The sequence below is a fragment of the Shewanella sp. SR43-8 genome (assembly GCF_014163775.1).
Classification (GTDB): domain Bacteria; phylum Pseudomonadota; class Gammaproteobacteria; order Enterobacterales; family Shewanellaceae; genus Shewanella; species Shewanella vesiculosa.
The window spans coordinates 217,685-243,245 of the sequence record NZ_JACJDX010000003.1 but is presented as its reverse complement, the minus strand read 5'-3'; the positions used below and the strand labels follow the sequence as shown (position 1 = coordinate 243,245).

Genomic DNA, 25,561 nt, shown 5'->3' with positions numbered 1-25,561 from the left:
TGGAAGATATAGATGACGTAACAGATTATGTACAGCAATCTATGATGATATATCTGTTGATTTGGCTTTTGCATCGGGGCTAAACCATTGCTGATAAAAGATGAAAGGTTTATTTTTGATATCCTGCTTGTTTATAGTTTACCCAATTATCTGTACTGATATACTCAGCTTTATCTCAATTGTTACCATAATGTGTGCCAATGTCTGTAATCACTCCCAACTTACCCCGTAGCCCTAGTTTTTTGCAGTCTCTTATCTGTTTTAGCGTGATTATCATCACCATTGCAGGTGGGCTTTTTGGTCTAGGGATCAGCTTGCATACATTGATGTTCCTGTGTCTGTTGTGGGTAGGACTCAACGCTTTTAGTCTTGGTTACGGCTATATACATATACGTGAGTTGATGACTAACGCCCTCACCAGAGCCATGCCTGCCATCTATATATTTATATTGATCGGCATGGTGATTGCCAGTTTTATGCACAGTGGAACCATCGCCACGCTGATTTATTATGGCCTTAGTTGGCTGAGTCCGAGTTTGTTTCTGGCTGTCGGTTTATTACTGTGCGCCTTGATGTCGCTAGCAACTGGAACATCTTGGGGTACCGTCGGCACCTTAGGCGTGGTTTTTATTGGCATCGGTTCTGCCATGAATATTCCCCTGCCTTTGGTTGCAGGTATGATTGTCTGCGGTGCCACCTTCGGTGATAAAATGTCGCCGATTTCAGATACCACAAACCTCGCCGCTATGAGTGCTGGCACCGATCTTTATCGACATATTTATGCCATGCTGTTCACCACAACGCCGACCTTTATCCTCACTTTCTTAATATTTTTAGTGATCGGATTGAACTATGGCGAGCAAAATATAGACTTGGCAGAGGTCACTTCAATTCAAACAGCACTTGCTAACAATTACAGCCTTACGCCGCTGATCACCTTATTACCCCTGATTTTACTCGCGGTACTGAGCATTAAAAAAGTGCCCGCTGAAGTGACTATGTCATGCAGTATTATACTTGCTGTGTTAATTGCGATTTTTTATCAGCAACAAAGTGCTATCTCTGTGCTAAATGCGCTGTGGGAAAATACGCCCGAATCAACCGGTATTGCCAGTTTAGATGCTTTGCTTGGTCGCGGTGGCATTAGCAGCATGAGCTGGACCTTACTGCTGGCGTTATTGGCTATCGCGCTAGGCGGAATTTTGCATGGCGCGGGATTTCTCAGCGCACTATTGGCCGGTATTATAAAAAGAGTGCAGCGCACCGCTACCCTTATTGCGACGACAATTATGTCCGGCTTCTTAGGTAACATTGCTATGGGCGAAGCCTATATTTCGATTATTCTAAGTTGCCAACTGTTTAAACCCAAATATGAGCAACAAAATGTAGAGGCAGCGATTCTTTCGCGCTCAGTAGAAGAAGGGGCCACTATGACCACAGGCCTTATTCCGTGGACCACGGCCGGTGCCTTTTATACTGCCACGCTAGGGGTAAACGTACTTGACTACGCACCCTATGCTTTTTTCAACTACCTTAATGCCATCATAGCAGTGGCAATGGCCGCCTTTGGCATTGGTCTTCTCAAACCAAAAACCAAACCTACGCTGACGTAAAGGAGATTAATCTTATATCAGTCAGTAGGGCTTTTAGGGTTAATACTGTAAATCTGGTCAATGCTTGAGTTGAATCGACCGCTGGGGTGTTTAACATGTATTGTAGAGAATATGGATTATTCCTCTTAAGCGTCACAGTGGCCTTTTTAATATAAAAGGCCTATTTTACGTTTGAAATATACAGGCTAAATAGTCAAACTCAGTTAACGTTAAGAGTGAGTTGTCTTACCTCTCTAGTTGTTTGCCCACTGTTTTAATGATGTTCACATACCCAATAAAATGACGTTAATCCATAACCGAAGAGTTAAATATTAGCGTTTAATTAACGTCACAATGCTAATTCTATCTCTGTCTTTCATGCGGTTTTATGAATCCAACTTAACTCAATAAAGCCTAAAATATCCTCTGTTAAGCACAAGTTTGATTTTGCATAATATGGGTATTTTATAATGTTTATTTCTAATGCTACTAGCTAGACTTCGTCTTCAAAAATGCTTTCAATGGGTAAGTTAAACAATCTGGCTGCTTTAAAGGCTAATGGTAAACTGGGATCAAACTTACCGGTTTCGATCGCATTAATGGTTTGCCTAGAAACATTAAGTAAATCAGCTAGCTGTGCTTGGGTAAAGCCTTGCTCTGCTCGGAGCACTTTTAAGCGATTTTTCATTGGTACTTCCTATGACCTAGAATTATGCCAACTAAATAGCTTAGGCTCATGATAATGACCAAATGTGAAATCTCAGCATGACCGCTTATTAGGTTAGTGGTGTCTAAATTTGAGTAGCTTAAACCAACTATTAACCCCACCCCTAGACTGAGTCCCATCGCATGTAATTGAATTTTTTGCTGTAGCTCATCTAGGCCAAGTAGTTGGCGGCGGTTGGCCATAATCATCCCAATACCAATTATAAAGTTAATCCCAATGGCCAGAGCTGTGATGGCTTGTTGTTGCCACAGATATATTGGGCCAAAGTTTGCTATGGCCATAGTGATCACCCAAGCGAAGGTCCACTTTGCTAAGCGAGCAGTGTTTTGTTTGTTGGCGTTTTTCCAGTCTCGTGGATCTGATTGTGATGACATGATTAATACTCCTTTGGTCGTGTTTGTTTGTCATTAAGTAAAGTAAGCTTGACTTAAGTTAACGCAACCTCACAATAAATGTCAAGCACGCTTTACTTTTAGTCGTGGCTTAAATTGATGATAGAAGCAAAACCCTTAACTAATCGTGTTAGTGCATCACCTTATGACATTCGATTTATTAATGAACTTACTTATGGTTTTTAGCGAATGAATAAATGAGTGATTAAATATGAATGTAAGCGCATAACTGAGGGCACTTTTAGTTGCAAGTTTAGGCGATATCACACTTACATCATGATGATTTTTGTATAGTGCTAAGTCACTCATGAGCCTCTGTGTATTTATATTGGGCTAAAGTGTTGGCTATCTTGTTGATATACATAGAAGTGTCTATGAGTATAATCGCCAAATAGCCAGTAAAAATCATTTTAATCAATTCACCTAAATTGAGTAGGACAGCTATCCCCATGATAACTAAAATTATATTAGACACAGATCCCGGTATTGATGATGTTTTTGCGATTCTATTTGCCCAAGCGCATCCAGCAATTGAACTAAAAGCGATCACCACGGTTTATGGCAATGTGACCATTGAAAATGCGACCCATAATGCGCTTTATCTTAAGCAAAAATATCAGTTACAGGCTGATATTGTCACAGGTGCGAGTAAACCTATCGTACGATCTCCGCTAGGACCTACGGTAGTTGTTCATGGCGAAGGTGGTTTTGGTGATGTCATGGTTCCTTCTGAGGTCGAAGGGCAAGCGGATCCTCGTCCTGCATATCAATATATTATCGATACAGTAAAAGCCGAGCCAGGTGAAATTACCTTGGTAGCTATCGGTCCGTTAACTAACCTTGCACTCGCGCTTCAGGCTGATCCCACGATTGTTGATTTAGTTAAACAAGTGGTCATCATGGGTGGGGCCTTTGGTGAGAACAATCACAGTGGCAATGTGACTCCATTTGCTGAAGCCAATATTCATGATGACCCTCATGCGGCTGATATGGTTTTAACCGCCTCTTGGCCTGTGGTAGTGATTGGTTTAGATGTCACCGAGCAAAGTTTCTTTACCCGAGAGTATCTTGATAAGTTGCGCGATGATGCTGGTGAGGTAGGCCAGTTTATTTGGGATATTAGCCGGTTCTATTTACGGTTTTACAGTGAAAAAGTTGGCCTCGAGGCTTGCCATGTACACGATCCATCAGCGATTGCCTATGTGATTAATCCAGCGCTTTTTACTCTCAGAGAAGGGCCAATACGGGTCGTGACCGATGGAGTCGCTGAAGGAATGACTATTCAGAAATTAGATAACCGTGTGTATCTGCATGATGAATGGATGAGTAAGCCCTCACAAAAGGTTGGTGTTGCAGTAAAAAATCTCGAGTTGTTGGAGTTATACCGCAGCAGTATCATCGAATATGCCGCACGCTTGAAACCATCCAGTTAGTGAATTAACGTAAAAGTGCAGTTGTATTTACTCAGATAACGGCGCTGTTATTGGCTGTTTTGTGCCGGCTGAACCACTGCGATGTAAAAATTGCATAGCATGCAGACTCGTTATATTGGGTGTAACCCTCGCGACTTTTAGTTAGACGTTAGCTTATGCTGTAATGAGGGAGGCTAAGTGTTATGTGCTGGCCTCCATAGCGCTGAAGACTAACCGCCCAAATGCTAATACTAGCGCTGTAAATGAATTTCCTTCACAGGACAAGGGATAGTAATGTTTGCTGCCGTTAGCGCCTTCATAATAGCTAAGTTAGTGTGATATTTTTCTTCATAGTAACGTTGTGTTGGCACCCAATAGCGTACGCCAATCTCAATACCGATAGCATTAAAGCCATTGATGCCGACCAAGGGTTTCTTTTCTTGATAAATCGCAGGTGAGGCGGCTAGTACAGCGTTTATTAATTGGATAATGTGATCGGCATCGGCTTGATAATCAATATTGAATTTATTCTCAACCAGCTTATAAGCGAATGAGTTATGTAAAATCTCGCCAATAATATGTTTGTTGGGGATGCTGATCTGCTCACCTTCTTCATTAGTTAAAATGGTTTGGCCTAATTTTATTGTCTCAACAACACCACTAACATCCTTAATTTCAATGGTATTGCCCACCACAAAAGGGCGGGTAACAATAATCGTAACGCCAGCAGCATAATTAGCTAGCATGCCCTGTAATGCCAAGCCAGCACCGAGAGAGGCGGCACCAATTGCAGCCACCATAGGTGTTACGCTAATTCCCAGTTTGCCTAAACAAATTACCGCGACCATTACGATAATGATTATTCTGACTAAGTTTGAGGCAAAATTACTGAGGGTGATATCAATGTTATGTTTTTGCAGTTGAGCGGCGACTATGCTGGCAGCTTTACTGGCAAGCCAAAGCCCCAATAAGAAAATAATAATTGCGCCTGCGATTTGAAAGCTATATTCAATGACAAACTCAGTGATGAGACTATAAACATTTTGCAGTTGTTGGAGCTCTTGATCTAAACTGGGTTCGTTCATTTAATGTTCCTTATTGAAGATCATTGAGTTGATATCAACCTAGATAATAACAACTTTTCATACTCAGGGCTAAATCTGAGGCGAGTGTAAAAGCCATCATAGTGAAATATTTTACCGGCTTCATGCGCATTATCTTCACGAATGACTATACTTTTAGGCACAAAAGCGAATCAATAATGCGGATAAGTGGGTTGGCAATTTAGACATTTTGATTAAATTGCTTTAAAGAATAAAAAACTACACTTCCTGCATAAAAATTCGTTGCGTAATGATTAGAAATATCGTTTACTGCGCATGTTTTTACACAATAGCATTGACACTTTTTTCGCCCAACTAACAGGAGGCACTGGCCTAATGAGCCAATTTCAATCGATTGATGTTGCAGATTATTATGACAAGGACACGTTTGACCGCATTAAGGCATTTGCTGAAGATAAGCCAACGCCATTTGTCGTTATTGACACCCAAATCGTTGCGAAACAATACGATGATATGGTTACCAATTTTCCTTTCGCAAATATTTATTATGCGGTTAAGGCAAATCCGGCCAAAGAGATTTTAACTTTATTGCGAGATAAAGGTTCAAACTTTGATATTGCATCCATTTACGAACTTGAAATGGTGACGTCGATAGGCGTTTCTACTGATCGTGTTAGCTACGGCAACACTATTAAGAAACGTGTAGATGTTCGTTCTTTCTATAAGCAAGGCGTTCGTATGTTCGCTTCAGATTCTGAAGCTGATTTACGTATGATTGCTGAAGAAGCCCCAGGTTCAAAAGTATATGTACGTATTTTAACTGAAGGTACCCACACCGCTGACTGGCCTTTATCGCGTAAGTTTGGTTGCCAAAATGAAATGGCTTATGACTTATTAGTGTTAGCAAAAGAGTTAGGCTTACAACCTCATGGTATTTCGTTCCATGTTGGTTCACAACAACGTGATATCGGTGCGTGGGATTCTGCTATCGGCAAAGTAAAAAGTATTTATGACCGTTTAAAAGAAGAACATGGCATCGTACTTAAAATGATTAACTTAGGTGGTGGTTTTCCTGCTAACTACATGGATAAAACTAATGAGTTAGGCATTTATGCACAGCAGATTAAGCATTTCCTAGAAGAAGACTTTGGTGATGAATTGCCTGAAATCATTTTAGAACCGGGTCGTTCATTACTTTCAAATGCCGGCGTATTGGTGTCTGAAGTGGTGTTGATTTCACGTAAGTCGCACACCGCTTTAGAGCGTTGGGTATTTACTGATGTGGGTAAATTCTCTGGTTTAATTGAAACCATGGACGAAGCCATTAAATTCCCTATCTATACTGACCGCAGAGGGGAGCTAGATAAGTGTGTGATTGCCGGACCAACCTGTGATAGCGCTGATATTATGTACGAGCATTACAGTTATGGTTTACCGGTTGATCTTGCTATTGGTGACCGCATGTATTGGTTAACTGCAGGTGCTTACACCACCACATACTCGGCAGTCTGTTTTAACGGTTTTCCGCCACTTAAAGATTATTACCTTTAACTGATTGGTTTTAGATATCATTCTTTGTAAGACAAAAGGACGCTAGTGCGTCCTTTATTTTTATCTGTGACCTGAGCTTAGTTTTATTCCTGATGGCTTTTTAACATCTCAAATATTTGTTCTTTAAGATGTAATCGCTTAGTTTTCATTAGTTTTAGCTCTGGTGTAGCATCGCTGCTACTGTGTTTTTCTAATTCGATAATTTCTGCATCAAGCTGATTATGTTCATTAAATTTTTTTAAAAAATGATTATCAGTTGTTTTAAGTGTTGTAATTAAATCTCGGTACTCTGGAAACATACGTGACTCCTTATAAGTTAAGTTGACAATGCCGATCTCATATCGAACAAATTAATGGCATTATGGTAATTGACATTGATTGTATAAAATCATGAGTCCCTGCAGCAGTATCAACAGCTCTTCCAAAGATGGCATATATTAAAGCGACTATTGTATGCGCGTGACACTCTGTGATGGTGGTTAGCTTCAGCCTAGAATCATTGCTGTTAGGTTAACTTGATGTAAATCACGTTAATGCTTTTTGGGTTAGATAAATAGATTGTTGTTTATGCCTGTCCTCCATTATGCTGAAGTCCATGTATTTGGTGGGTTATGGTCATTTATTAGTAATAATTTAACGAATCAATATTATCTATTATGAATTTATATGTGATCAAGTTAACCTTATCGTTCGAAAGACTAGGTTAAAGTCTGTGATATAAGAATTTAATATTCAAAAATGAAAGGGGTTTTCATAATGTCCGATGTATTTCACTTAGGATTAACTAAAAAAATGTTAGATGGCGCAACCTTAGCAATCGTTCCTGGTGATCCAGAACGTGTTAAGCGAATTGCCGAGCTAATGGACAATGCAACATTCTTAGCAAGTCATCGTGAATATACTAGCTATTTAGCTTATATCGATGGCAAAGCTGTGGTTGTTTGTTCAACAGGTATCGGCGGACCATCAACGTCTATTGCAGTTGAAGAATTAGCACAACTAGGTGTAAGAACATTCTTGCGCGTAGGTACCACTGGCGCCATTCAACCAAACGTCAATGTAGGTGATGTTATTGTCACCCAAGCTTCTGTACGTTTAGATGGTGCGAGTTTACATTTTGCACCGCTTGAGTTCCCAGCTGCAGCAAACTTTGAATGTACTACAGCTATGGTAGCAGCATGTCGTGATGCAGGTGTAGAACCACATGTTGGTATCACTGCTTCTTCTGACACCTTCTATCCAGGTCAAGAGCGTTACGATACTGTGTCTGGTCGCATTACTCAGCGTTTTGTTGGTTCGATGAAAGAATGGCAATCAATGGGCGTGCTGAACTATGAAATGGAATCAGCAACACTATTTACTATGTGTGCGACTCAAGGTTGGCGTGCAGCATGTGTTGCGGGTGTTATTGTTAACCGTACACAGCAAGAAATTCCTGATGAAGCAACAATGAAGAAAACTGAAGTGAGTGCCGTTTCTATTGTTGTCGCAGCAGCGAAAAAATTGCTAGCGTAAGTTAACGCTTTTAATCAGCGATTACGTAAAAATACGTATTAAAAAAGGTGCCCTAGGCACCTTTTTTGTTAGCTGATTATTATCAATTGCTACGCGGATTAGAAATGATATTGTGCAATGATTGAATAGGTATTTTGATCAATACCAGCAACACCATATTTACTCTGCCAGTAATCATATTCAAAACCGACTAGCAGCTGGTTTTGTTTGTGATCACCAAATAAACTTTTGCCTAAGTCATATTTGATTTGCGGATTAATGTGTAGGTTTTCGTCATAGCCGTTATTGTCGGCAGAAAATACCCAATCAATAAAACCATCAACAATTATATTGGCATTACCGATAGGCATGTCGATTCTAAATACCGGGGTGAATTGCCAACCATCACTGATATTGCCATTGCTTATGGCATCACGACGGTAGGTGTTTAGCTGTAAGTAGCTAAAAAATGGTACGTCAATGTCTAAACCAATACCATAAAGCATGCTGTTAACTGGGCCTTCACCTTCTTCGAAAGTCAGTGCTAAAGAGACATCTTTTATCGCACCAAAGCCAACTGGCTGACCTAATATTTTGCTCGCACTAAAACGCGGTGAAATTTCGCCATAAGTGGTGCTATCAACACCGTTATTATTGCCATTAAAATTAATAAAATCTTGGAAGACAAACCAATCGCCATATTTCCAGCCACCAGCGGTTTCCAGCGTAATAGTGGTTTGCCTTTCTGATGGTGCTAAGTCATAGTTTTCGCCATGCAAGACAGTTGCGCTAACATCCCACCATTGCACTAAATCATCAGCAAAAACATTTTGAGAAAGTATAAGTGTTGCTAATAGGCAGATTTTTTTCATTTTTCTTCCGGTTAGTTAAGTGGCCAAGTACGCCACAATGGAGCATTTTAGAGTTAATTGTAGCTCGCTTGAGTGTAAATTTGTGAGCTATTATTTCTATTGGTGCACAATGGGGCGCAATATATTCAATATTGTGATAAATCACAATTAAAACTGAGCCAAATATACAGATTTCATTGTTTTCGTGGTTAATATAATAATGTAATGCTTAATAACACTGCCAATATGATGTGACACACAGCGATGATATGTTTGCACTGTTATGGTGAAGGGGACGTGTTATTTTTATACTGGTCACTGAGGCTTAATTCACTAGCTATATAAGTTAATGTTTTTCGTTTATCTGCAGGCAATGTTGAGTTGATGAGGTGCGTATCATATTTAATAAAACAAGTTAATTTGACATAATATGTCGCAATGATTCATAAAGCTGTTATAGTAAATTTAAGGTCATTCTCATTGTATGGAGGATAATATGGAACTTTCAAATCCCATTGCAGTCTGGCTAGTACTTGGGCTGTTATTAATGCTCTCGGAAATTGTCATTCCTGGGGGCATTGTTATTTTATTGGGTGCGGCTTGTGTTATCGTCGCATCAGCACTGGCTATTGGTATTGTCGAAGGCATGGTGCAAAGTCTGACACTATGGTTTATGGCCTCTATGGTGCTGTTATTGAGTTTTCGTCATGTGACCCAACGTTTGGTCGGAGGGGATTCTCATGTGGATAATACCGACGAAGAAGTGGACCTCTATAACCAGGTCGCTATCGTAAAGCAAGCCATAGGCCCAGGTCAAAAGACCGGTAGAATTAGCTGCTTAGGCTCTAATTGGACTGCATTAGGTGATGGTACTCTGATAAAAAAGGGCACCAAAGTTAGGATTATTTGTCGAGATAATATTGCTTTTGTTGTTGAGCCTATAATTGATTCAGTATAGTGATTTTGAGTATTGTGATTTGTACTTAACCAACATTTTTATTTAATAAACTAATAATATAGTGCTGTGATAGCTATTAAGCGTCATCTAGGAAAGTCAGATTAAAAGGGAGCAGATATGTTTGTGTTAACCATTGTTTTTTTATTTGTATTATTCATTTTGTACAAATTAATGTTAATCGTGCCAATGCGAGAAGTACATGTCATTGAGCGTTTAGGTAAGTTCCGTACCGTACTCGAGCCAGGGTTTCATTTTCTTGTTCCGTTTGTCGATCGCGTTGCTTATCGACACGACACGCGTGAAGAAGTGCTTGATGTGCCACCACAAAGTTGTATTTCAAAAGATAACACCCAATTAGAGGTTGATGGCTTGGTCTACCTTAAGGTGATGGACGGTAAGCTTGCCAGTTATGGTATTGAAAATTATCGCCGTGCAGCAGTTAACTTAGCGCAAACCACTATGCGTTCAGAAATTGGTAAGCTGACATTGACACAAACGTTTTCAGAGCGTGACAGTTTAAATGAATCGATTGTGCGTGAAATTGATAAAGCATCCGATCCTTGGGGGATCAAAGTCTTACGCTATGAAATAAAGAATATCTCACCTTCGCAAAAAGTGATTCATACCCTTGAAAAACAAATGGAAGCTGAGCGTCGTAAGCGAGCTGAAATCACCTTAGCCAATGCTGAAAAAGCGGCAATGATTAATATGTCGCAAGGTGAACGCCAAGAAGCGATTAATTTATCCGAAGGTCAAAAACAGAAACGTATTAATGAGGCTTTAGGTACCGGACAAGAAATTTCGATTATTGCTAATGCCAAGGCTGAAGGCATGGAAATGATCTGTAAATCTTTAACGGTTAATGGTGGCAATGATGCAATGAATATGCTGTTAAAAGAGCAGTTTATTGGTCAAGTTGGTAAGATTTTATCTGAAGCTCAAGTCTCAGTGGTGCCTGCAGAAATGGCTAAGTTAGAAGGCTTTTTTGAAGGCATGGAACAAGTGACTCATGCCGTATCCAATTCATCAGAAAAAGGAGCACGCTAATGTCGTTTAATGGAATTGATACCGATCTTATCGTGATGGCGATTTGGGGCATTATTTTTGCTATCTTTGTGCTGAAATTATTTCAATCTATTTGCCTGGTTCCGACAAAATCAGCTTATATTGTTGAGCGTTTAGGTAAATATCACAGTACTTTAGATGCAGGCTTCCATGCTCTGATCCCCTTCTTTGATAAAGTGGCTTATATCCACGACTTAAAGGAAGAAACCATTGATGTACCGCCGCAAGAGTGTTTTTCCAGTGATGAAGTGAATGTTGAAGTGGATGGGGTGATTTATATTTCGGTTACCGATCCCGTTAAAGCCAGTTATGGCATTACTGATTACCGTTATGCTGCTATTCAGCTAGCCCAAACAACAACACGTTCAGTGATCGGAACTCTAGATCTTGATCGCACCTTTGAAGAGCGTGATGTGATTTCAGCTAAAGTGGTGGAAGTGCTCGATGAAGCTGGTTCTATGTGGGGGATTCGCGTTCACCGTTATGAGATTAAAAATATTACCCCACCTGAAACGGTTAAAAATGCCATGGAAATGCAGGTGAATGCCGAACGTGAGCGTCGGGCATTGCTGGCTAAAAGTGAAGGTGATAAGCAAAGCAAAATTAACCGTTCAGAAGGTGTGATGGCGGAAACCATTAACCGCTCTGAAGGTGAAATGCAACGCCGTATCAATGAGGCCGAAGGTAAAGCTCAAGAGATTTTGACGTTAGCTAAAGCGACGGCTGAATCAATTGAGCGCTTAGCTGTGGTGATTTCATCTGAAGGTGGGCAAAGTGCCTTGCGGATGCAACTCGGTGAGCAATATATGAGACAACTCGATGGCTTAAGCAAACCTGATAGCCGCATTGTGTTACCGGGTAACTTAGTGAATTTTGAATACTGGATGGACAGTATTGGCTTGAAAGACGATCAGAAATAGTGATCTCGGTTAAGCGCTGTTGATCGCAGGGCAGTGAACATTGATACAAAAAAGGTTAGCAAATTCGCTAACCTTTTTTTTATGGCTTATTACATATTACCGTGAGTTGTTTAGTACTCTAATTCGCCGCCATTTCGGTAAACAAATGCTCGCAAAAGGCTTTGGCCACGGAAGATTGAGGGCTTTTGGTGGAGTATACCAAGCTGATATCAGCAAAGCCGATGCTGTGTTGCGGTAAAATGTTAATCAATTGCCCCAGCTCGACAGCTTCATCCGCGATCACATGTGGCAACAATGCGATACCTGCTCCCGCTAAACAGAAGTGATACAGGGAGTTAAAATCACTGCAAATAACTTTGTAGTGCGTGGGCACATTAGCGTGTTGAAAATGCCAAGTTTGCTCAAGTTGGCCATGGGCATCTCTAAAGCCCAATAAAGAGTGGTATTGCAGATCATCGGTATTCTCTATCAGTGATGATTTTTCTAAATAACCAGGGCTAGCATAGATTTTACGCTCGAAGGTTGTCAGTTTATGAACCGCAAGGTTGGCCCCATTGACCTCATTAGCATCAATAATCACATCGAGTCCTAAGCGATTGAGCTCTTTGCTGCCAGCGGAGACAATTAATACTTCTAATTGCACTTGCGGATAAGCATGAATGAAACGAGCGATATATTTATCCATAAGCTTGTCGACAAACGGCAGTAAGCCAATGCGCAACTTGCCTTGCACTTCATCATGACGATGTTTGAACACATAACCAGCATGATTTAATTGATTCACTAAAGGTTCGATTTGAGCAAGGTATTGCTGACCCGCGGTGGTTAAAGTCATTACTCTTGTGGTGCGGGTAAATAAAGGTGCCCCGAGCTGTTTTTCTATTTCCCCAATACGACGACTGACTAATGCTCTGCGAGTATCAAATGATTTTGCAGCTTTAGAAAAACTGCCTAACTTTGCTACCGCAATGAATAACTCTAAATCTTTGATATCCAATATGACAACCTATACAGCGCATGCTGTGGGTAATAAATGCATTTTTAATCGGCTTGAGTATTAACAAGGATAGTAAACAGGTTACTTAAAATAAATGGTCCTAAACAAGCACAATTACCCAGCTTATTTACCACAAGTATAAAAAATCAATCTACTGTTTTTAGTCATCTATTTAGTGCGTTTTAGCAACTATCAGAGCTATTGGCTAATACTAAAATTAATTAACACCTTTATTTGTATAGTAATTTTCGCTTACGACTTTGTCAATTTAGGCCTCATTGTCGCAGTTAAACATCACAACCCGATGATTTTAGTGGCTTTGATATTACTCCGCTGACTAGATTATCTCAGCCAGCGCAGTGAATTGTTGTTATAAAATAGCTGAAGTATTGCACGCCATTAAGCCGCTATTTAAGATATAATGTCCCGCAGATTTCTGGGAGGAAGAATGGACGTATCATCATTATTAGACGGCCTAAACGATAAGCAGCGTGAGGCAGTCGGCGCGCCACTTTCAAATATGTTGGTGTTAGCGGGTGCCGGTAGCGGTAAAACCCGTGTATTAACTCATCGTATTGCGTGGTTAATGCAAGTAGAACAACAAAGTCCATATTCTATTTTGGCAGTGACCTTTACCAATAAAGCCGCGGCAGAAATGCGTGAACGGGTTGAAAAGGTTGTGGGCACAAACATGGGGCGCATGTGGATAGGTACATTCCACGGTTTAGCTCACCGCTTACTTCGCACTCACTATCAAGATGCCAATTTACCGCAAAGCTTTCAGATTATCGATTCAGACGATCAATTGCGTTTATTAAAACGTATTCTTAAAAGCCTTAATTTAGACGAGAAGCAATATCCTCCTCGTCAGGCCCAAGGCTATATTAACGGTAAAAAAGACCAAGGTTTACGCCCTAAGCATATTGATGCGGGTGGTTTTCCGATTGAGCAAAATTTACTGAATATTTATAAGGTTTACCAAGAGTCTTGCGATCGCGCGGGCTTGGTCGACTTTGCTGAAATTTTATTGCGTGCTCACGAGTTATGGCTCAATAAGCCACACTTACTGGCCCATTACCAAGAGCGCTTCCGTCATATTTTAGTCGATGAGTTTCAAGATACTAACGCGATTCAATATGCGTGGATCCGGGTGTTAGCCGGTAATACTGCCAATGTGATGATAGTTGGTGATGACGATCAGTCTATTTACGGCTGGCGTGGTGCGCAAATAGAAAACTTACATCGTTTCTTAAAAGATTTTTCCGGTGCGACTACCATTCGTTTAGAGCAAAATTATCGTTCAACCGCGAATATTTTGAATGCTTCTAACGCGGTTATCTCTAATAACCCTGACCGTCTGGGCAAAGAGTTATGGACCGAAGATAAAGATGGTGAGCCGATTTCAGTTTATTGCGCCTTTAATGAGATGGATGAAGCCAAGTTTATTGTCGGTCGCATTAGCGACTGGCATGACAAAGGCGGTAGTTTGAGCGAATGTGCTATTTTATATCGTTCAAATGCGCAATCACGGGTATTAGAAGAGGCTTTTTTACACAAAGGGTTAGCGTACCGTATTTACGGTGGTTTACGCTTTTTCGAGCGCCAAGAAATTAAAGATGCGATGGGCTATATGCGTCTGATTAATAACCAAAATGATGATGCGGCATTTGAGCGTGTGGTGAATACCCCAGCTCGTGGTATCGGCGATCGTACTTTGGATATTATCCGCTCAACCGCAAGACAGCATGAGCTGACTCTGTGGCAAGCTTGTGTGAGTTTAATTGCAGAAAAGGTCCTTGCTGGACGTGCGGCTAATGCCATCAATGGCTTTATGGAACTGATTATTGCAATGCGTACGGATACGGCAGATATGTTGCTGTACCGCATGGCAGATAGCGTGATTGATCGTTCTGGCTTGCGTACCATGTACGAGGCTGAAAAAGGCGAGAAAGCCCAAGCGCGAATTGAAAACTTAAATGAATTAGTCACAGCCGCGCGCAGTTTCGAAATGCCTGAAGAGCTTGAAGACATGGGCGAGTTAAATGCCTTTTTGTCTCATGCTGCATTAGAAGCTGGCGAAGGTCAGGCTGACGCCTTTACCGATGCCGTTCAGTTGATGACTTTGCATTCTGCTAAAGGACTTGAGTTTCCAATGGTGTTTATGGCGGGCGTTGAAGAAGGATTATTCCCGAGCAAGATGGCATTAGACGAAGGCGATCGTTTAGATGAAGAACGCCGTTTGTGTTATGTCGGAATGACCCGTGCCATGAAAAAACTGTATATCAGTTATGCTGAATCTCGTCGTATTTACGGTCGTGAAGATTATGCCAGCCCATCGCGGTTCATTAATGAGATTCCTGAGAAATTTGTTGAGCAAATTCGCATTCGTGCGCAGGTCACGCCATCAATTAGTCAGCGTTTCCCTGCTCGTGCAGCAGCGGTTACTGTGACTAAAAAACCTCATGGTTTTAATGATACAGGCCATAAAGTGGGTTCTAAAGTGAAGCACTTTAAGTTTGGCGAAGGGGTTGTGACTAGCTTTGAAGGTTCTGGTGAAAAAGGCCGTGTACAAGTTAATTTTGTCGATTTTGGCAGTAAATGGCTGTTAGTGTCATTAGCAAAATTAGAGCGTTGTTAAGGTGTTTCGCTGGCAAAATCAGGGAGAGATGAAACCAATGTTATTGCAAGACAAGCTGCATGCTTATGCGCGACTGATGCGGATTGATAGACCTATTGGCACCTTACTTCTGCTTTGGCCATGTTTAATGGCCTTAGTGTTAGCTGCTCAAGGGTTACCAGATATTAAGGTACTGGTGATTTTTGTGGTTGGCGTAGTCATTATGCGTGCTAATGGCTGCATTATTAATGATTTTGCTGATCGCAATTTAGATGCTCATGTTGAGCGCACCAGTATGCGTCCTTTAGTATCGGGCGAAGTGTCTGTTAAAGAGGCGCTGAGCTTATTTACTGTCTTAGGTTTGGTTGCGTTTAGCTTAGTGTTATTACTCAATCCATTAGTCGTGCAGTTATCTGTGGTCGGGATTGTGCTAACAGTGATGTATCCGTTTATGAAACGGGTGACCAACATGCCACAGATGTTTTTAGGTATTGTGTGGAGTTGGTCTATTCCGATGGCCTATGCCGCTCAACTTGGTGAAGTGCCAGTGGAAGCTTGGTGGTTATTTATGGCGAATTGGTGTTGGACGGTAGCGTACGACACTATGTATGCCATAGTCGATCGTGACGATGACTTAAAAGTCGGCATTAAATCAACCGCCATCTTGTTTGGTCGCTTTGATCGACAGATTATCGGCATATTTCAACTTGCTGCCCTAGGGTGTTTTGTTATGGCTGGGCTGGTGGCCGATCGTGGGGTTATTTATGGCTTGGGCATTATCAGCTTCATTGGGTTTGGTGTGTACCAGCAACGATTAATCTTTGGTCGTGAACGTGCACCATGTTTTAAAGCCTTTTTAAATAATAACTGGGCAGGCATGGTAGTGTTTATTGCACTTGCACTGGATTATATGATTTAAGGTTTGTGGTTTATTATCTTGTGGCAGGGATGCATGAAAACAACTGTTTGGTTAATCGTCGCGATAATGTGTTGTTGGTTATCCCTCGCCAGTGCGTCAACTCACAATGATGCTGTACTGGCTGGCTTACCAAACAACACTGCTGATGTGCATTCTTCTGCTGCGCTAGTTAATATTCCTCGTACCCGTCAATTTGTGCTTGAAGATGGTGATCGCCACTATCAAGTGATGATCAAATTGCCAAAAGATTATCGCCACAATAGCACTCATCGTTACCCTGTCGTCTATATGACGGATTCTATGTATAGCTTGCAAGTGGTGTCTGGTGCGACGCGATTTCCAATGAACACCAATATGATGCAGCAAGCTATTTTGGTCGCTATTGGCTATCAGAGGCCAAGTAAAGGTTCGGCGAGTCGGATCCGCGACTATACCCCAAGTCACGATGCGAGTTGGAAACTACCTACTGGCGAGGCTAAGCGCCATGTTGCCTTTATCAGCCAGGTTGTTATGCCCTTTATTGAAAAAAACTATCGAGTCGACACCCAACAAAACACCTTTGTGGGTAATTCGTTAGGCGGGTTACTCGGCGCATATATTTTATTAGAAAAGCCAAAGCTATTTGCGTATTACGTGTTGGGTAGCCCATCTCTATGGTTCGATAATAAACAATTATTGCAGCAGTTTGCTCAGCGTTTCCAGCAAACGTCAGCAATATCTGCCAAGGTGTTTATTGGCATTGGCGAATTAGAAAAACCACCTTACACCCATGATGGTCATCAGATGGTTACCGATGCGCGCGCTTTTTTTAAACTACTCCAATCTCACCCTTCTGCTCAAGCAGGTACATTACAGCTTAAATTTTTGCTCATCCCTGAAGCAGACCATTCAATGGCTTTTCCAACCACGGCAATACACGGTTTATCTTGGTTGTTTAAACGAAGCATCTAGCTAAGATCCACAGTCGATCCTTTATACCCTGTAATCATTTCCTGTAACCATTTTTGTGGCAATCAATCTGCGTACAATGCCTTTTTGCTGATATGTTAATAACTTGTTTTATTTTTATTTACCCCCATATCAATTTCTACAGCGCAGCATTAATTAAACTGAGATTACCCAAGGATGAGTATTGAATGAGAGCAACAGTTAAGTACCGGTTAGTTTTTTTAGTGTTAATGCTATGCAGTTTTTTCTTAGGCGTTCAGTTAACCCCAGCGTCGTTAACGAGCCATGCTGACAAGTTGACGCTGGGTATTATTTCAGCGCTTTATTTTGTGTTGCTACCACTGTGTTATTGGTATTGCATTATTAAAATGGGCGCCCAGAAACTGTGGAAAATAATTGTTATTTTCAGTTTAAGCAGCTTGGTTGCACGGCTAAGTTTTCCTGCAGAAATTGCCCATTACTTTGAGTTTGTGGCCTGGCTGCGCTACCCAATTATTGCCGTGTTATTAGTGATCCAACTGTACTTAATTGTCAGCGTCGCTCGTGGCTTGATTAAGGTACGAAAGTTAAAGGGCGATCCTCGAGTTGGGGCGGTGGAAACCTATCGAGATGGTGATGATAAAAGCTTAACTATCGCGCTTATTATGGCCAGTGAAGCGACTAACTGGTTTTATTCTATCCCATGGTTTTCACGTCATCATCCACCAGTAATTGCCAATATCAATCTTGTTAGCGCTACACGCTGGCATGTGTGGTTAATGCTTATCGGTTGTGTTGGTGCGTCGAGTCTGAGTTACGTATTACTGGCATCGTGGAGTGAGTGGGTGGCGATTATTGTCTCAAGCATCATTGCCTATACCTTGATGTCTATCGTGGCTAACCATCGACTGTCACGCTATTACTCTTTATATTTTATGCGAGACAACCTAGTTATCAATAACTCCTTGTGGGGATTTATGGTGATAAGCATGACCGATATAGCCAGTGTGACGTATCAAGAATCAATCGAATTAAATAAAGATCAAGCAGAAACGATTATGATTGGCCGCGGGCAATGTAATGTCATTATTACTCTAAACCGTGCGGTTATTTATCATGGTGGTATGGGTCAGTTACCTGAACCCATGAAAACGGTGTATTTGAGTGTGGATAGTCCGCAGCGGTTCATTCAGGCGCTTAACAATAGTAGAGTTACTGTGGCTGAGTAATCTTCAAAAACACATAAAAAATGCGCTGATGAAAGCGCATTTTTTTGTGAGTAAATCAGTACTGGCTAACTAAGCCCACGAGCTAATTTGTCGATTAGTCTCGCACTAATGTGGTTAAGTCAGCCGGGCGGTAATAAACTGACTTTAATACCTTACCTTGACGAACCACTTTACCGGCCATATCAACGTCTTTAGCGCATTTAGCGATAATAAACTCACCTTTAGTACTACCAACAATTTCAACACCTTGTTTGGCATAGTGGGCAATGGTTTCAGCTAATTCTTGCTGGTTGCGGCACACTTTGCTCATGTTGCTTGAATGCACTTCATTCCAACATTTAATAAAGTCTATTTCACGGTTCTTAGCCACGTTAAGCAATAAATCGACAAGATAGCTTATCTCTAAACGATCGCTTACCTGAGTCGCTCCTAAGTGCACTAAACGGCCCATTAACACGTAGACAGAATCAACAATAGCATCAGCTTGTTCAATACGAGAATCCGCTTCGGCAAGCTCGGTCATTTCTTCGATAATCAGTGATGTATGCAAAGTGTCTGCTTTGTGATCAAGACTGGTCTCGTCGTTGACGGGTAAGTCAAATGTGCTGCGAAACTCAAAGATATCGCGGTATAAGTGATCGTAAATCGGTTGAGTTAATTGGCTGAGTTGCATGGGCTTACCTGCGAAAAATAATGTAAGCTAATTTTAAAGAATTGATCAGCAGAATACAAAAAATTGCCTAATGTTTTTTGCAGTAGGCAATCATTTTTTTATACTCTGAAAGTATGGCGGAGTTCTTTGGCTTTATCTGCGTGAGTTTTAATATTTAATGCAGCAACTTCAATCACATTTAAGCTTGCCAAGTTACTGTGGCTTAATTCTGTAATCGTATGGATATTATGGGTTACCTCTGCGGTAACCCGTTTTTGTTGCTCTGCTGCAACAGTATTTTGTTGTGTAAACTGGTTTATCTCATTCACGCTTTGATAGATATCTTCAAATTTTGTCGAGGCAAATCCAATGTCCCTTGCGCATGTATCAGCCTGAAGTTTACTGGCTTGCATTTCGTCGGTCCAATTAATAAGCATAGCATGCATAGATTGCACGCTTTTAGAGATGAGCTCTGTTGAGAGCTGAGTTCTACTTGATAAGGTTCGAACTTCATCTGCTACGACGGCAAATCCACGCCCCTGCTCGCCAGCACGTGCGGCTTCAATGGCAGCATTAAGTGCAAGCAAATTAGTTTGCTCAGCAATGCTTTGAATTTCTTGCATGGCATTAGAGACATTATCTGCTTCTTTATTTAATAAGTGCGCATTCGATGCAGCTGCCGAAACTGAAGTCGCTAATCGCTCAATACTATTACGGTTAGCGTGCATTTCCGTTCTACTTTCAAGACACACTTGCTGTGCCTTGTTTACATGATCTGAGGTTGATATCGCATGTTGGGCTATCTCTGCAACAGAGGAGTTCATCGCTTCAATTGCGCTGGCGATTTCATCAATTTTATTTTTTTGTTGCTCAATACTATGATTAGCTTCTTGAGCAGAATGAACCAGTTCATTGGCGATATGATGTAAGTTGTTACCTTGATCTTGTGAGCGGCCAAGTACCCCTTGCATTTTCGCCTGATTCAGAACCTGTTGAAATTCCAATACTGAAATACTGTCGTTACCACAATAGACTAATCGACTAACTGAATCATATTGTTGTTGATATTGGTTGATCTTATTCGGCAGTGAAAAGAGTTCTTTGGTAAATAATAGTGTATTAACCAGTGCTAAAGAGAAGAGCACTGCTGCCATGGTCCAATTAAAAACTACACCACAGCCAATGATTGCAGCCAAGGTTATTGACGCGCCTAACCAGCGTTTATGTTGGCTAGTCATGACATAACTGGCCGTTTTTCCTTGTTTTATTTGGCTGTAAAGTTTTTGGGCATTAGTAATGTATTCTGGTTTTGCTTTAATGCGTACCGATTGGTATCCAGTAATTTGGCCCTTTTCATACAGGGGAGAGACAAAGGCATCAACCCAATAGTAACTCCCGTCTTTACAGCGATTTTTAACAATTCCACGCCACGATTCACCAGCTTTGAGTTTATCCCATAATTCTTTGAAAGCTTCTGCTGGCATGTCGGGATGTCTGACAATATTGTGATTATGAGTGACGAGTTCTTGCTCACTGAACCCTGAGATTTTAATGAACGTCTCATTGGCGTAAGTAATGATGCCGCGTTTGTCTGTAATTGATACCAGCTCGTCATTAGCATTAAGACTGACTTCTTTATCGATTACGTCCTTGTTTCTCATGGGCATACTTCCATTATTGTCCGACTTTTAACGGGAAAGTCATTGTGCTGCTTTCCTCACAATTATAGTGGTTATCAAGATATAGATCATATTAGTAAATAGCTATTATCATTACCAGAGATTAAATAAATATTTAATTTGGCAATAAAAAAACCGACATCTATGTCGGTTTTAGTATTGAGCTATGGATTCAATTTTGCATAAATGTTGGTATTGAAATTAAGCCTATTTTATAAATGCGAAAGCATCACCATACAAATGGGCTTCTTCAATCCCAAGCTCACGGAACAACTCTCGTGCCGTGCCAACCATATCAAAACGGCCAGCAATGTAGATGTCGTAGCCATTCAAACTGACAAAGTCCTGCTTAATCTGCTCGAGTAAATTGGCTTTTTTACCTTCCCAGTTACCGTCAGCAAGTTCTACTACTGGAATAAACTCTAACCAAGAATGCTCGGCATGCCATTGACGGGCGATGTCTTGATAGTACATGGCTTCTTCGTTACGGCAGCCCCAATACAATTTAGTCTGAATGGTTTCGCCGTTGGCAATCTGTGCTTCAACGATACTTTTGATATATGAAAATCCAGTACCACCCGCAATTAAGATCCGCGGTCTGTGGCTTTCGCTACGTAAAAATGCGTCGCCAGCAGGTGCTTCAATATCAATATGGCTTGCCGTTTGTAGTCGTTCAACGACTTGCATGGGATAACTTTCACTCACAGCAGCACCAATATGCAATTCTATTAAGGCAGCATTTGGGGCAGAAGCAATGGAAAAAGGACGTTTGTCTTTTTCACCCATGACCACAGATAAGTATTGGCCAGCTTTAAAATCAAAGGCTGCTTCGGGTTTAAGGAACACTTGATATACAGCGTCATTAAACGGGGTGACTTTTTCAATCTGACAACGAATGGTTTTCATCTAACGTCCTTTAAACCCTTTTATAATTTTTTATCAATCAGTTAATTATAGCTATTTACGACCTAACCGGATCACTATGGTTACAATGTTGGCACATCTTCTATGCCGAGATCATCCCAAATTTGGTCGATTCTTTGTTTTGTTGTCTCATCCATCACAATGGGAGTACCCCATTCTCTGGTGGTTTCGCCTGGCCATTTATTGGTGGCATCTAAACCCATTTTCGATCCTAAACCGGCAACGGGTGATGCAAAGTCAAGGTAATCGATAGGGGTATTATCCACCATCATGGTATCGCGAGTAGGATCCATCCGTGTGGTAATAGCCCAAATAACATCCTGCCAATTACGGCAATTGACATCCTCATCAACCACAACAATAAATTTGGTGTACATAAATTGGCGAAGGAATGACCATGCTCCCATCATCACACGCTTGGCATGACCCGGATATTGTTTACGGATTGAAATGATTGCCATACGATAAGAGCAGCCTTCAGGCGGCAGATAAAAGTCAATAATTTCAGGGTATTGTTTACGTAGGATAGGAACAAATACTTCATTTAATGCCACGCCTAACATAGCCGGTTCATCTGGTGGACGGCCGGTATAGGTACTATGATATATGGCATCTTTACGGTGAGTAATATGGGTCACGGTAAATACTGGGAATGAGTCTGTTTCGTTATAGTAACCCGTGTGATCGCCGTATGGACCTTCTACTGCGGTTTCATCAGGATCGATATAGCCTTCAAGAATAATTTCGCTGGTGGCTGGTACTTCAAGATCGCAGCTAATGGCTTTACAGACCTCGGTACGTTCGCCGCGCAACAAGCCTGCAAAGGCATATTCACTCATCGAATCTGGCACTGGGGTTACAGCACCCAAAATAGTCACAGGATCGCTACCTAATGCCACTACGACAGGATAACGTTCACCTGGATGAAGCTGTTTAAAGTCTTTAAAGTCTAGGGCTCCGCCACGGTGGTCCAGCCAGCGCATGATCAGTTTATTTTTACTTAATAACTGTTGGCGATAAATACCTAGATTTTGTCTTTTTTGTCGCGGCCCTTTGGTGATGGTTAATCCCCAGGTGACTAATGGTGCCACATCGCCTGGCCAGCAGTGCTGGATTGGCAACGCGGTTAAGTCGACATCATCACCGCTTTTGACTATTTGCTGACAAGGTGGATTGCGCACTGTTTTCGGCGGCATATTTAACGCTTGCCTAAACATTGGTATTTTAGCTATGGCATCTTTAAAGCCACTCGGTGGTTCTGGTTCTTTTAAGAATGCTAATAATTCACCGACTTCACGTAATGCTAAAGGGTCATCTTTTCCCAATGCCAAAGCAACACGTTTAGGCGTACCAAATAAGTTAACCAGTACCGGCATGGTATGGTTGGTCGGATTTTCAAATAACAGCGCGGGGCCACCTGATCGTAAAACTCGATCAGCAATCTCTGTCATCTCTAAATGAGGATCAACAGGATAGCTAATGCGCTTTAACTCTCCATTTGCTTCTAAATGATCGATGAAGCTGCGTAAATCTTTAAAACTCATGTTTACCGCCTGTAAATCAAATCCAAACCACTATGGCGCGCACTATAGCATTTTTCTAATATAGGGTTAAGCCATTTGATAGACCTATATTGTTGATATCGACTTTAGTGATACTTAGCGTAAACTGGATGTTGTGAACCAGATTGTGGAGGTGACTTATGTGGGTGAACAAACCGTGGGTTTTGATGCCGTTATTAGGGATTAGTGCAAGTGTAACCTTAACTGTGATGAGTTTGGTCAGTGCTCAGCCGCTGTTAGCGAACGAGTATTCTCAGCGTGTTTCTCATTCTGTCGGCTCTCAACATAATAACCATCGTCAACATTATAATCATTATCGACATCGTGACCCTTGGCGTTGGGGGATCGGTTGGGATCAAGGCTGGAGAGGTAACCAATATTGGGGACCGAGTATTGGCGTTAGTTGGAGCAATGCTAATAACTTGCGATACAATTCGGTTTGGAGAAATAATGATTATCCTAGTCGCCAATCTGGTTTTTACCCCTATGAAAATCAGTTGAACGCAGTCTACCAGCCACAAGCTATCGAGGTTTTAGAGCCTGTTGCAGTCGCGCCACGGCAACAAACTACAACTAGCATTCAATATGCTCAAGGTTTGAATCATTTACCCGAAAATGCCAAAGTGATTCAGCGTGACAATGGCACTGTTTATGAGTGGCAAGGGGTAGAATATTATTTTGATTGGAATACTCAAACCTATGAAGTAGCCAAAGCGGATACTCGATGATCATCAGTATAGAAACAAAATTCAGTCCTGTGGTCAGCCTTAGCTTGATACATAGCTGTATCAGCCGCACTGATAAGTTCACGACTGTTTAAACCATCATCAGGCAGTACACTAATACCAATACTCGCCCCAACTTGTAAAGTGTGCTCGCCGATCGTTATGGGTTGCTTAATACTGCTCAATAATTGGTTTATTTTGTTTTTGATATCGATAGGTTCGGTGATCATATCGAGCCAAATGATAAACTCATCGCCTCCCAATCTGCCGACAATATCAGTAGTACGCAGATTATTAACCAAACGATTAGCGATGGTCATGATCACTTCGTCACCAATGCTATGACCCAGAGAATCATTAATCTCTTTAAATTTATTAAGATCTATAAACAGTAATGCAGCTTGCTGTTCTCCGCGTAAATCACGTGCTATTGCGGCATCAATTTGCTTAATAAATGCGCGGCGATTATAAATCCCCGTGAGTTCGTCATGTTCGGCTAAAAAAATAAGCTTATCTTGCTGTTCAATTAATTTGCGGGTTTGAATATCAACTTCTTGTTTCAATTTTTCTTTTTTTATCGTGATTTGGGCTAATGATTGTTTCATTTCATTAAAATCATCAGCGAGTGCAGATAATTCATCGGTATCAAAAGAATTAATTTGACTGACGAGATCGCCTGCTGCGAGCGCTTCCATACCGATCTTGAGTGAGGCGAGCCCTTTCTTAAACCTAATTAGTGTCATAATAGACCAAGCTGTTACCATAATCGCTAACAGAAATAAGACCATTCCGACCATTAATAATAATGTTTGTTGTTTTTGACTCGCTTTTTTTATCGAGAATTGATGAAGCCGAAACATTTCTTCGGTCATTTCTTCAATAATCATGCTGTATTTCGCTTTGAATAATCGTTCAGCAGTCAGTGTTGATGCCACATTAACTTGTTTGCTGTGGAAGTCATGTTGAGTATTAATCAGTGATCTTATATTGGTATTTAATCTATTGATGTTGCTAATGATGAGTTTTTGCTGTGTCGCCCACTGAATATCTTCTGAGAGATCTTTGGCCAATTCGGCTTGGCGCAGATTAAGCTCTGAAAGCCCTCGATCATCGCTATACTCTTGGTAAAGCCATAGCTGACTGCGAAGACTATCAATGCTAACTTGCAATTTCATTGAGTAATTGAGTTGCCGGTATATTTGTTGTTGATAATGGTGAGCTTGTATCAGCGATAAGCCGACGATCAATGTCAGTAATGAGCAAAGTGCAGCGGTTAGTTTAAGACGCTTAGATAACATCATAAC

The 25,561-nt window shown here is 41.2% G+C and carries 23 protein-coding genes; 12 read left to right on the top strand and 11 right to left on the bottom strand.

Features of this window, described 5'->3' with window-relative positions:
* The first annotated feature begins 200 nt into the window (after window positions 1-200).
* Window positions 201-1,613, top strand: a complete 1,413-nt coding sequence (gene nhaC, locus H5114_RS05305) for a Na+/H+ antiporter NhaC (protein WP_182722380.1) — start codon at window positions 201-203, stop codon at window positions 1,611-1,613.
* Between the two features lie 472 nt (window positions 1,614-2,085).
* On the opposite strand, the gene H5114_RS05300 is transcribed toward nhaC, so the two are convergent.
* Both H5114_RS05300 and H5114_RS05295 read right to left on the bottom strand, forming a co-directional pair.
* Entirely contained in the window at window positions 2,086-2,280 is a 195-nt protein-coding gene (locus tag H5114_RS05300; protein ID WP_124015105.1) for a helix-turn-helix transcriptional regulator, read from the bottom strand.
* Window positions 2,277-2,693, bottom strand: coding sequence for a hypothetical protein (locus tag H5114_RS05295; RefSeq protein WP_124015104.1), 417 nt, complete (start codon window positions 2,691-2,693; stop codon window positions 2,277-2,279). The genes H5114_RS05300 and H5114_RS05295 overlap by 4 nt, the downstream gene beginning before the upstream one ends.
* Before the next feature lie 467 nt (window positions 2,694-3,160).
* Here H5114_RS05295 and H5114_RS05290 point away from each other — a divergent pair, with 467 nt between their 5' ends.
* The gene (locus tag H5114_RS05290) at window positions 3,161-4,144 is read left to right on the top strand and encodes a nucleoside hydrolase (protein WP_182722379.1); all 984 of its coding nucleotides are present in this window, start codon (window positions 3,161-3,163) and stop codon (window positions 4,142-4,144) included.
* Window positions 4,145-4,374: 230 nt separating this feature from the next.
* On the opposite strand, the gene H5114_RS05285 is transcribed toward H5114_RS05290, so the two are convergent.
* The gene (locus H5114_RS05285) at window positions 4,375-5,208 is read right to left on the bottom strand and encodes a mechanosensitive ion channel family protein (RefSeq protein WP_124015102.1); all 834 of its coding nucleotides are present in this window, start codon (window positions 5,206-5,208) and stop codon (window positions 4,375-4,377) included.
* 354 nt (window positions 5,209-5,562) lie between these two features.
* Between H5114_RS05285 and H5114_RS05280 the strand changes: the two genes are divergently transcribed.
* Window positions 5,563-6,738 carry a type III PLP-dependent enzyme gene (locus H5114_RS05280; protein ID WP_124015101.1) on the top strand — a complete coding sequence of 392 codons (1,176 nt, stop codon included), beginning with the start codon at window positions 5,563-5,565 and terminating at the stop codon, window positions 6,736-6,738.
* An 83-nt stretch (window positions 6,739-6,821) separates the two neighbouring features.
* Here H5114_RS05280 and H5114_RS05275 read toward each other — a convergent pair whose 3' ends face one another.
* Window positions 6,822-7,037, bottom strand: a complete 216-nt coding sequence (locus H5114_RS05275) for a YdcH family protein (protein WP_182722378.1) — start codon at window positions 7,035-7,037, stop codon at window positions 6,822-6,824.
* A 457-nt stretch (window positions 7,038-7,494) separates the two neighbouring features.
* Between H5114_RS05275 and udp the strand changes: the two genes are divergently transcribed.
* Window positions 7,495-8,253, top strand: coding sequence for a uridine phosphorylase (gene udp / locus H5114_RS05270; protein ID WP_124015099.1), 759 nt, complete (start codon window positions 7,495-7,497; stop codon window positions 8,251-8,253).
* Window positions 8,254-8,351: 98 nt separating this feature from the next.
* Here udp and H5114_RS05265 read toward each other — a convergent pair whose 3' ends face one another.
* The gene (locus H5114_RS05265; protein WP_124015098.1) at window positions 8,352-9,104 is read right to left on the bottom strand and encodes an outer membrane protein OmpK; all 753 of its coding nucleotides are present in this window, start codon (window positions 9,102-9,104) and stop codon (window positions 8,352-8,354) included.
* Between the two features lie 475 nt (window positions 9,105-9,579).
* Here H5114_RS05265 and H5114_RS05260 point away from each other — a divergent pair, with 475 nt between their 5' ends.
* The 3 genes from H5114_RS05260 to H5114_RS05250 all read left to right on the top strand — a co-directional run bounded on the left by H5114_RS05260 (window position 9,580) and on the right by H5114_RS05250 (window position 12,026).
* Complete coding sequence (locus tag H5114_RS05260; RefSeq protein ID WP_182696735.1) at window positions 9,580-10,041, top strand: NfeD family protein; 462 nt, start codon at window positions 9,580-9,582, stop codon at window positions 10,039-10,041.
* A 117-nt stretch (window positions 10,042-10,158) separates the two neighbouring features.
* A complete protein-coding gene (locus H5114_RS05255) occupies window positions 10,159-11,088 on the top strand; it encodes a slipin family protein (RefSeq protein ID WP_182696734.1) in 930 nt (309 codons plus the stop codon).
* Window positions 11,088-12,026: an SPFH domain-containing protein gene (locus H5114_RS05250; RefSeq protein ID WP_124015095.1), complete on the top strand. Its 939-nt coding sequence runs from the start codon at window positions 11,088-11,090 to the stop codon at window positions 12,024-12,026. Before H5114_RS05255 ends, H5114_RS05250 begins: the two co-directional genes overlap by 1 nt.
* A gap of 118 nt (window positions 12,027-12,144) precedes the next feature.
* Here H5114_RS05250 and H5114_RS05245 read toward each other — a convergent pair whose 3' ends face one another.
* A complete protein-coding gene (locus tag H5114_RS05245; RefSeq protein WP_182722377.1) occupies window positions 12,145-13,023 on the bottom strand; it encodes a LysR family transcriptional regulator in 879 nt (292 codons plus the stop codon).
* A 448-nt stretch (window positions 13,024-13,471) separates the two neighbouring features.
* On the opposite strand from H5114_RS05245, the gene uvrD reads away from it, so the two are divergent.
* The 4 genes from uvrD (at window position 13,472) to H5114_RS05225 (ending at window position 18,715) form a co-directional block, all read left to right on the top strand.
* Window positions 13,472-15,661, top strand: coding sequence for a DNA helicase II (gene uvrD / locus H5114_RS05240; RefSeq protein WP_182722376.1), 2,190 nt, complete (start codon window positions 13,472-13,474; stop codon window positions 15,659-15,661).
* A 37-nt stretch (window positions 15,662-15,698) separates the two neighbouring features.
* On the top strand, window positions 15,699-16,559 hold the full coding sequence (gene ubiA, locus H5114_RS05235) for a 4-hydroxybenzoate octaprenyltransferase (RefSeq protein WP_182722432.1): 861 nt from the start codon (window positions 15,699-15,701) through the stop codon (window positions 16,557-16,559).
* 33 nt (window positions 16,560-16,592) lie between these two features.
* Window positions 16,593-17,510 carry an alpha/beta hydrolase gene (locus H5114_RS05230; RefSeq protein WP_182722375.1) on the top strand — a complete coding sequence of 306 codons (918 nt, stop codon included), beginning with the start codon at window positions 16,593-16,595 and terminating at the stop codon, window positions 17,508-17,510.
* A gap of 185 nt (window positions 17,511-17,695) precedes the next feature.
* A complete protein-coding gene (locus H5114_RS05225; protein ID WP_124015091.1) occupies window positions 17,696-18,715 on the top strand; it encodes a hypothetical protein in 1,020 nt (339 codons plus the stop codon).
* 94 nt (window positions 18,716-18,809) lie between these two features.
* On the opposite strand, the gene H5114_RS05220 is transcribed toward H5114_RS05225, so the two are convergent.
* From H5114_RS05220 to ubiD, 4 genes are all read right to left on the bottom strand, one after another.
* Window positions 18,810-19,388: a nucleoside triphosphate pyrophosphohydrolase family protein gene (locus H5114_RS05220; RefSeq protein WP_182722374.1), complete on the bottom strand. Its 579-nt coding sequence runs from the start codon at window positions 19,386-19,388 to the stop codon at window positions 18,810-18,812.
* A 98-nt stretch (window positions 19,389-19,486) separates the two neighbouring features.
* Complete coding sequence (locus H5114_RS05215) at window positions 19,487-21,028, bottom strand: PAS domain-containing methyl-accepting chemotaxis protein (protein WP_259395236.1); 1,542 nt, start codon at window positions 21,026-21,028, stop codon at window positions 19,487-19,489.
* A 225-nt stretch (window positions 21,029-21,253) separates the two neighbouring features.
* On the bottom strand, window positions 21,254-21,952 hold the full coding sequence (fre, locus tag H5114_RS05210; protein WP_124015088.1) for an NAD(P)H-flavin reductase: 699 nt from the start codon (window positions 21,950-21,952) through the stop codon (window positions 21,254-21,256).
* 80 nt (window positions 21,953-22,032) lie between these two features.
* Window positions 22,033-23,514: a 4-hydroxy-3-polyprenylbenzoate decarboxylase gene (gene ubiD, locus H5114_RS05205; protein WP_182722372.1), complete on the bottom strand. Its 1,482-nt coding sequence runs from the start codon at window positions 23,512-23,514 to the stop codon at window positions 22,033-22,035.
* 158 nt (window positions 23,515-23,672) lie between these two features.
* Between ubiD and H5114_RS05200 the strand changes: the two genes are divergently transcribed.
* Complete coding sequence (locus H5114_RS05200; protein ID WP_182722371.1) at window positions 23,673-24,260, top strand: hypothetical protein; 588 nt, start codon at window positions 23,673-23,675, stop codon at window positions 24,258-24,260.
* Here H5114_RS05200 and H5114_RS05195 read toward each other — a convergent pair.
* On the bottom strand, window positions 24,230-25,558 hold the full coding sequence (locus H5114_RS05195; protein WP_182722370.1) for a diguanylate cyclase domain-containing protein: 1,329 nt from the start codon (window positions 25,556-25,558) through the stop codon (window positions 24,230-24,232). The two genes, H5114_RS05200 and H5114_RS05195, sit on opposite strands and share 31 nt — an antisense overlap.
* Between the last annotated feature and the right edge of the window lie 3 nt (window positions 25,559-25,561).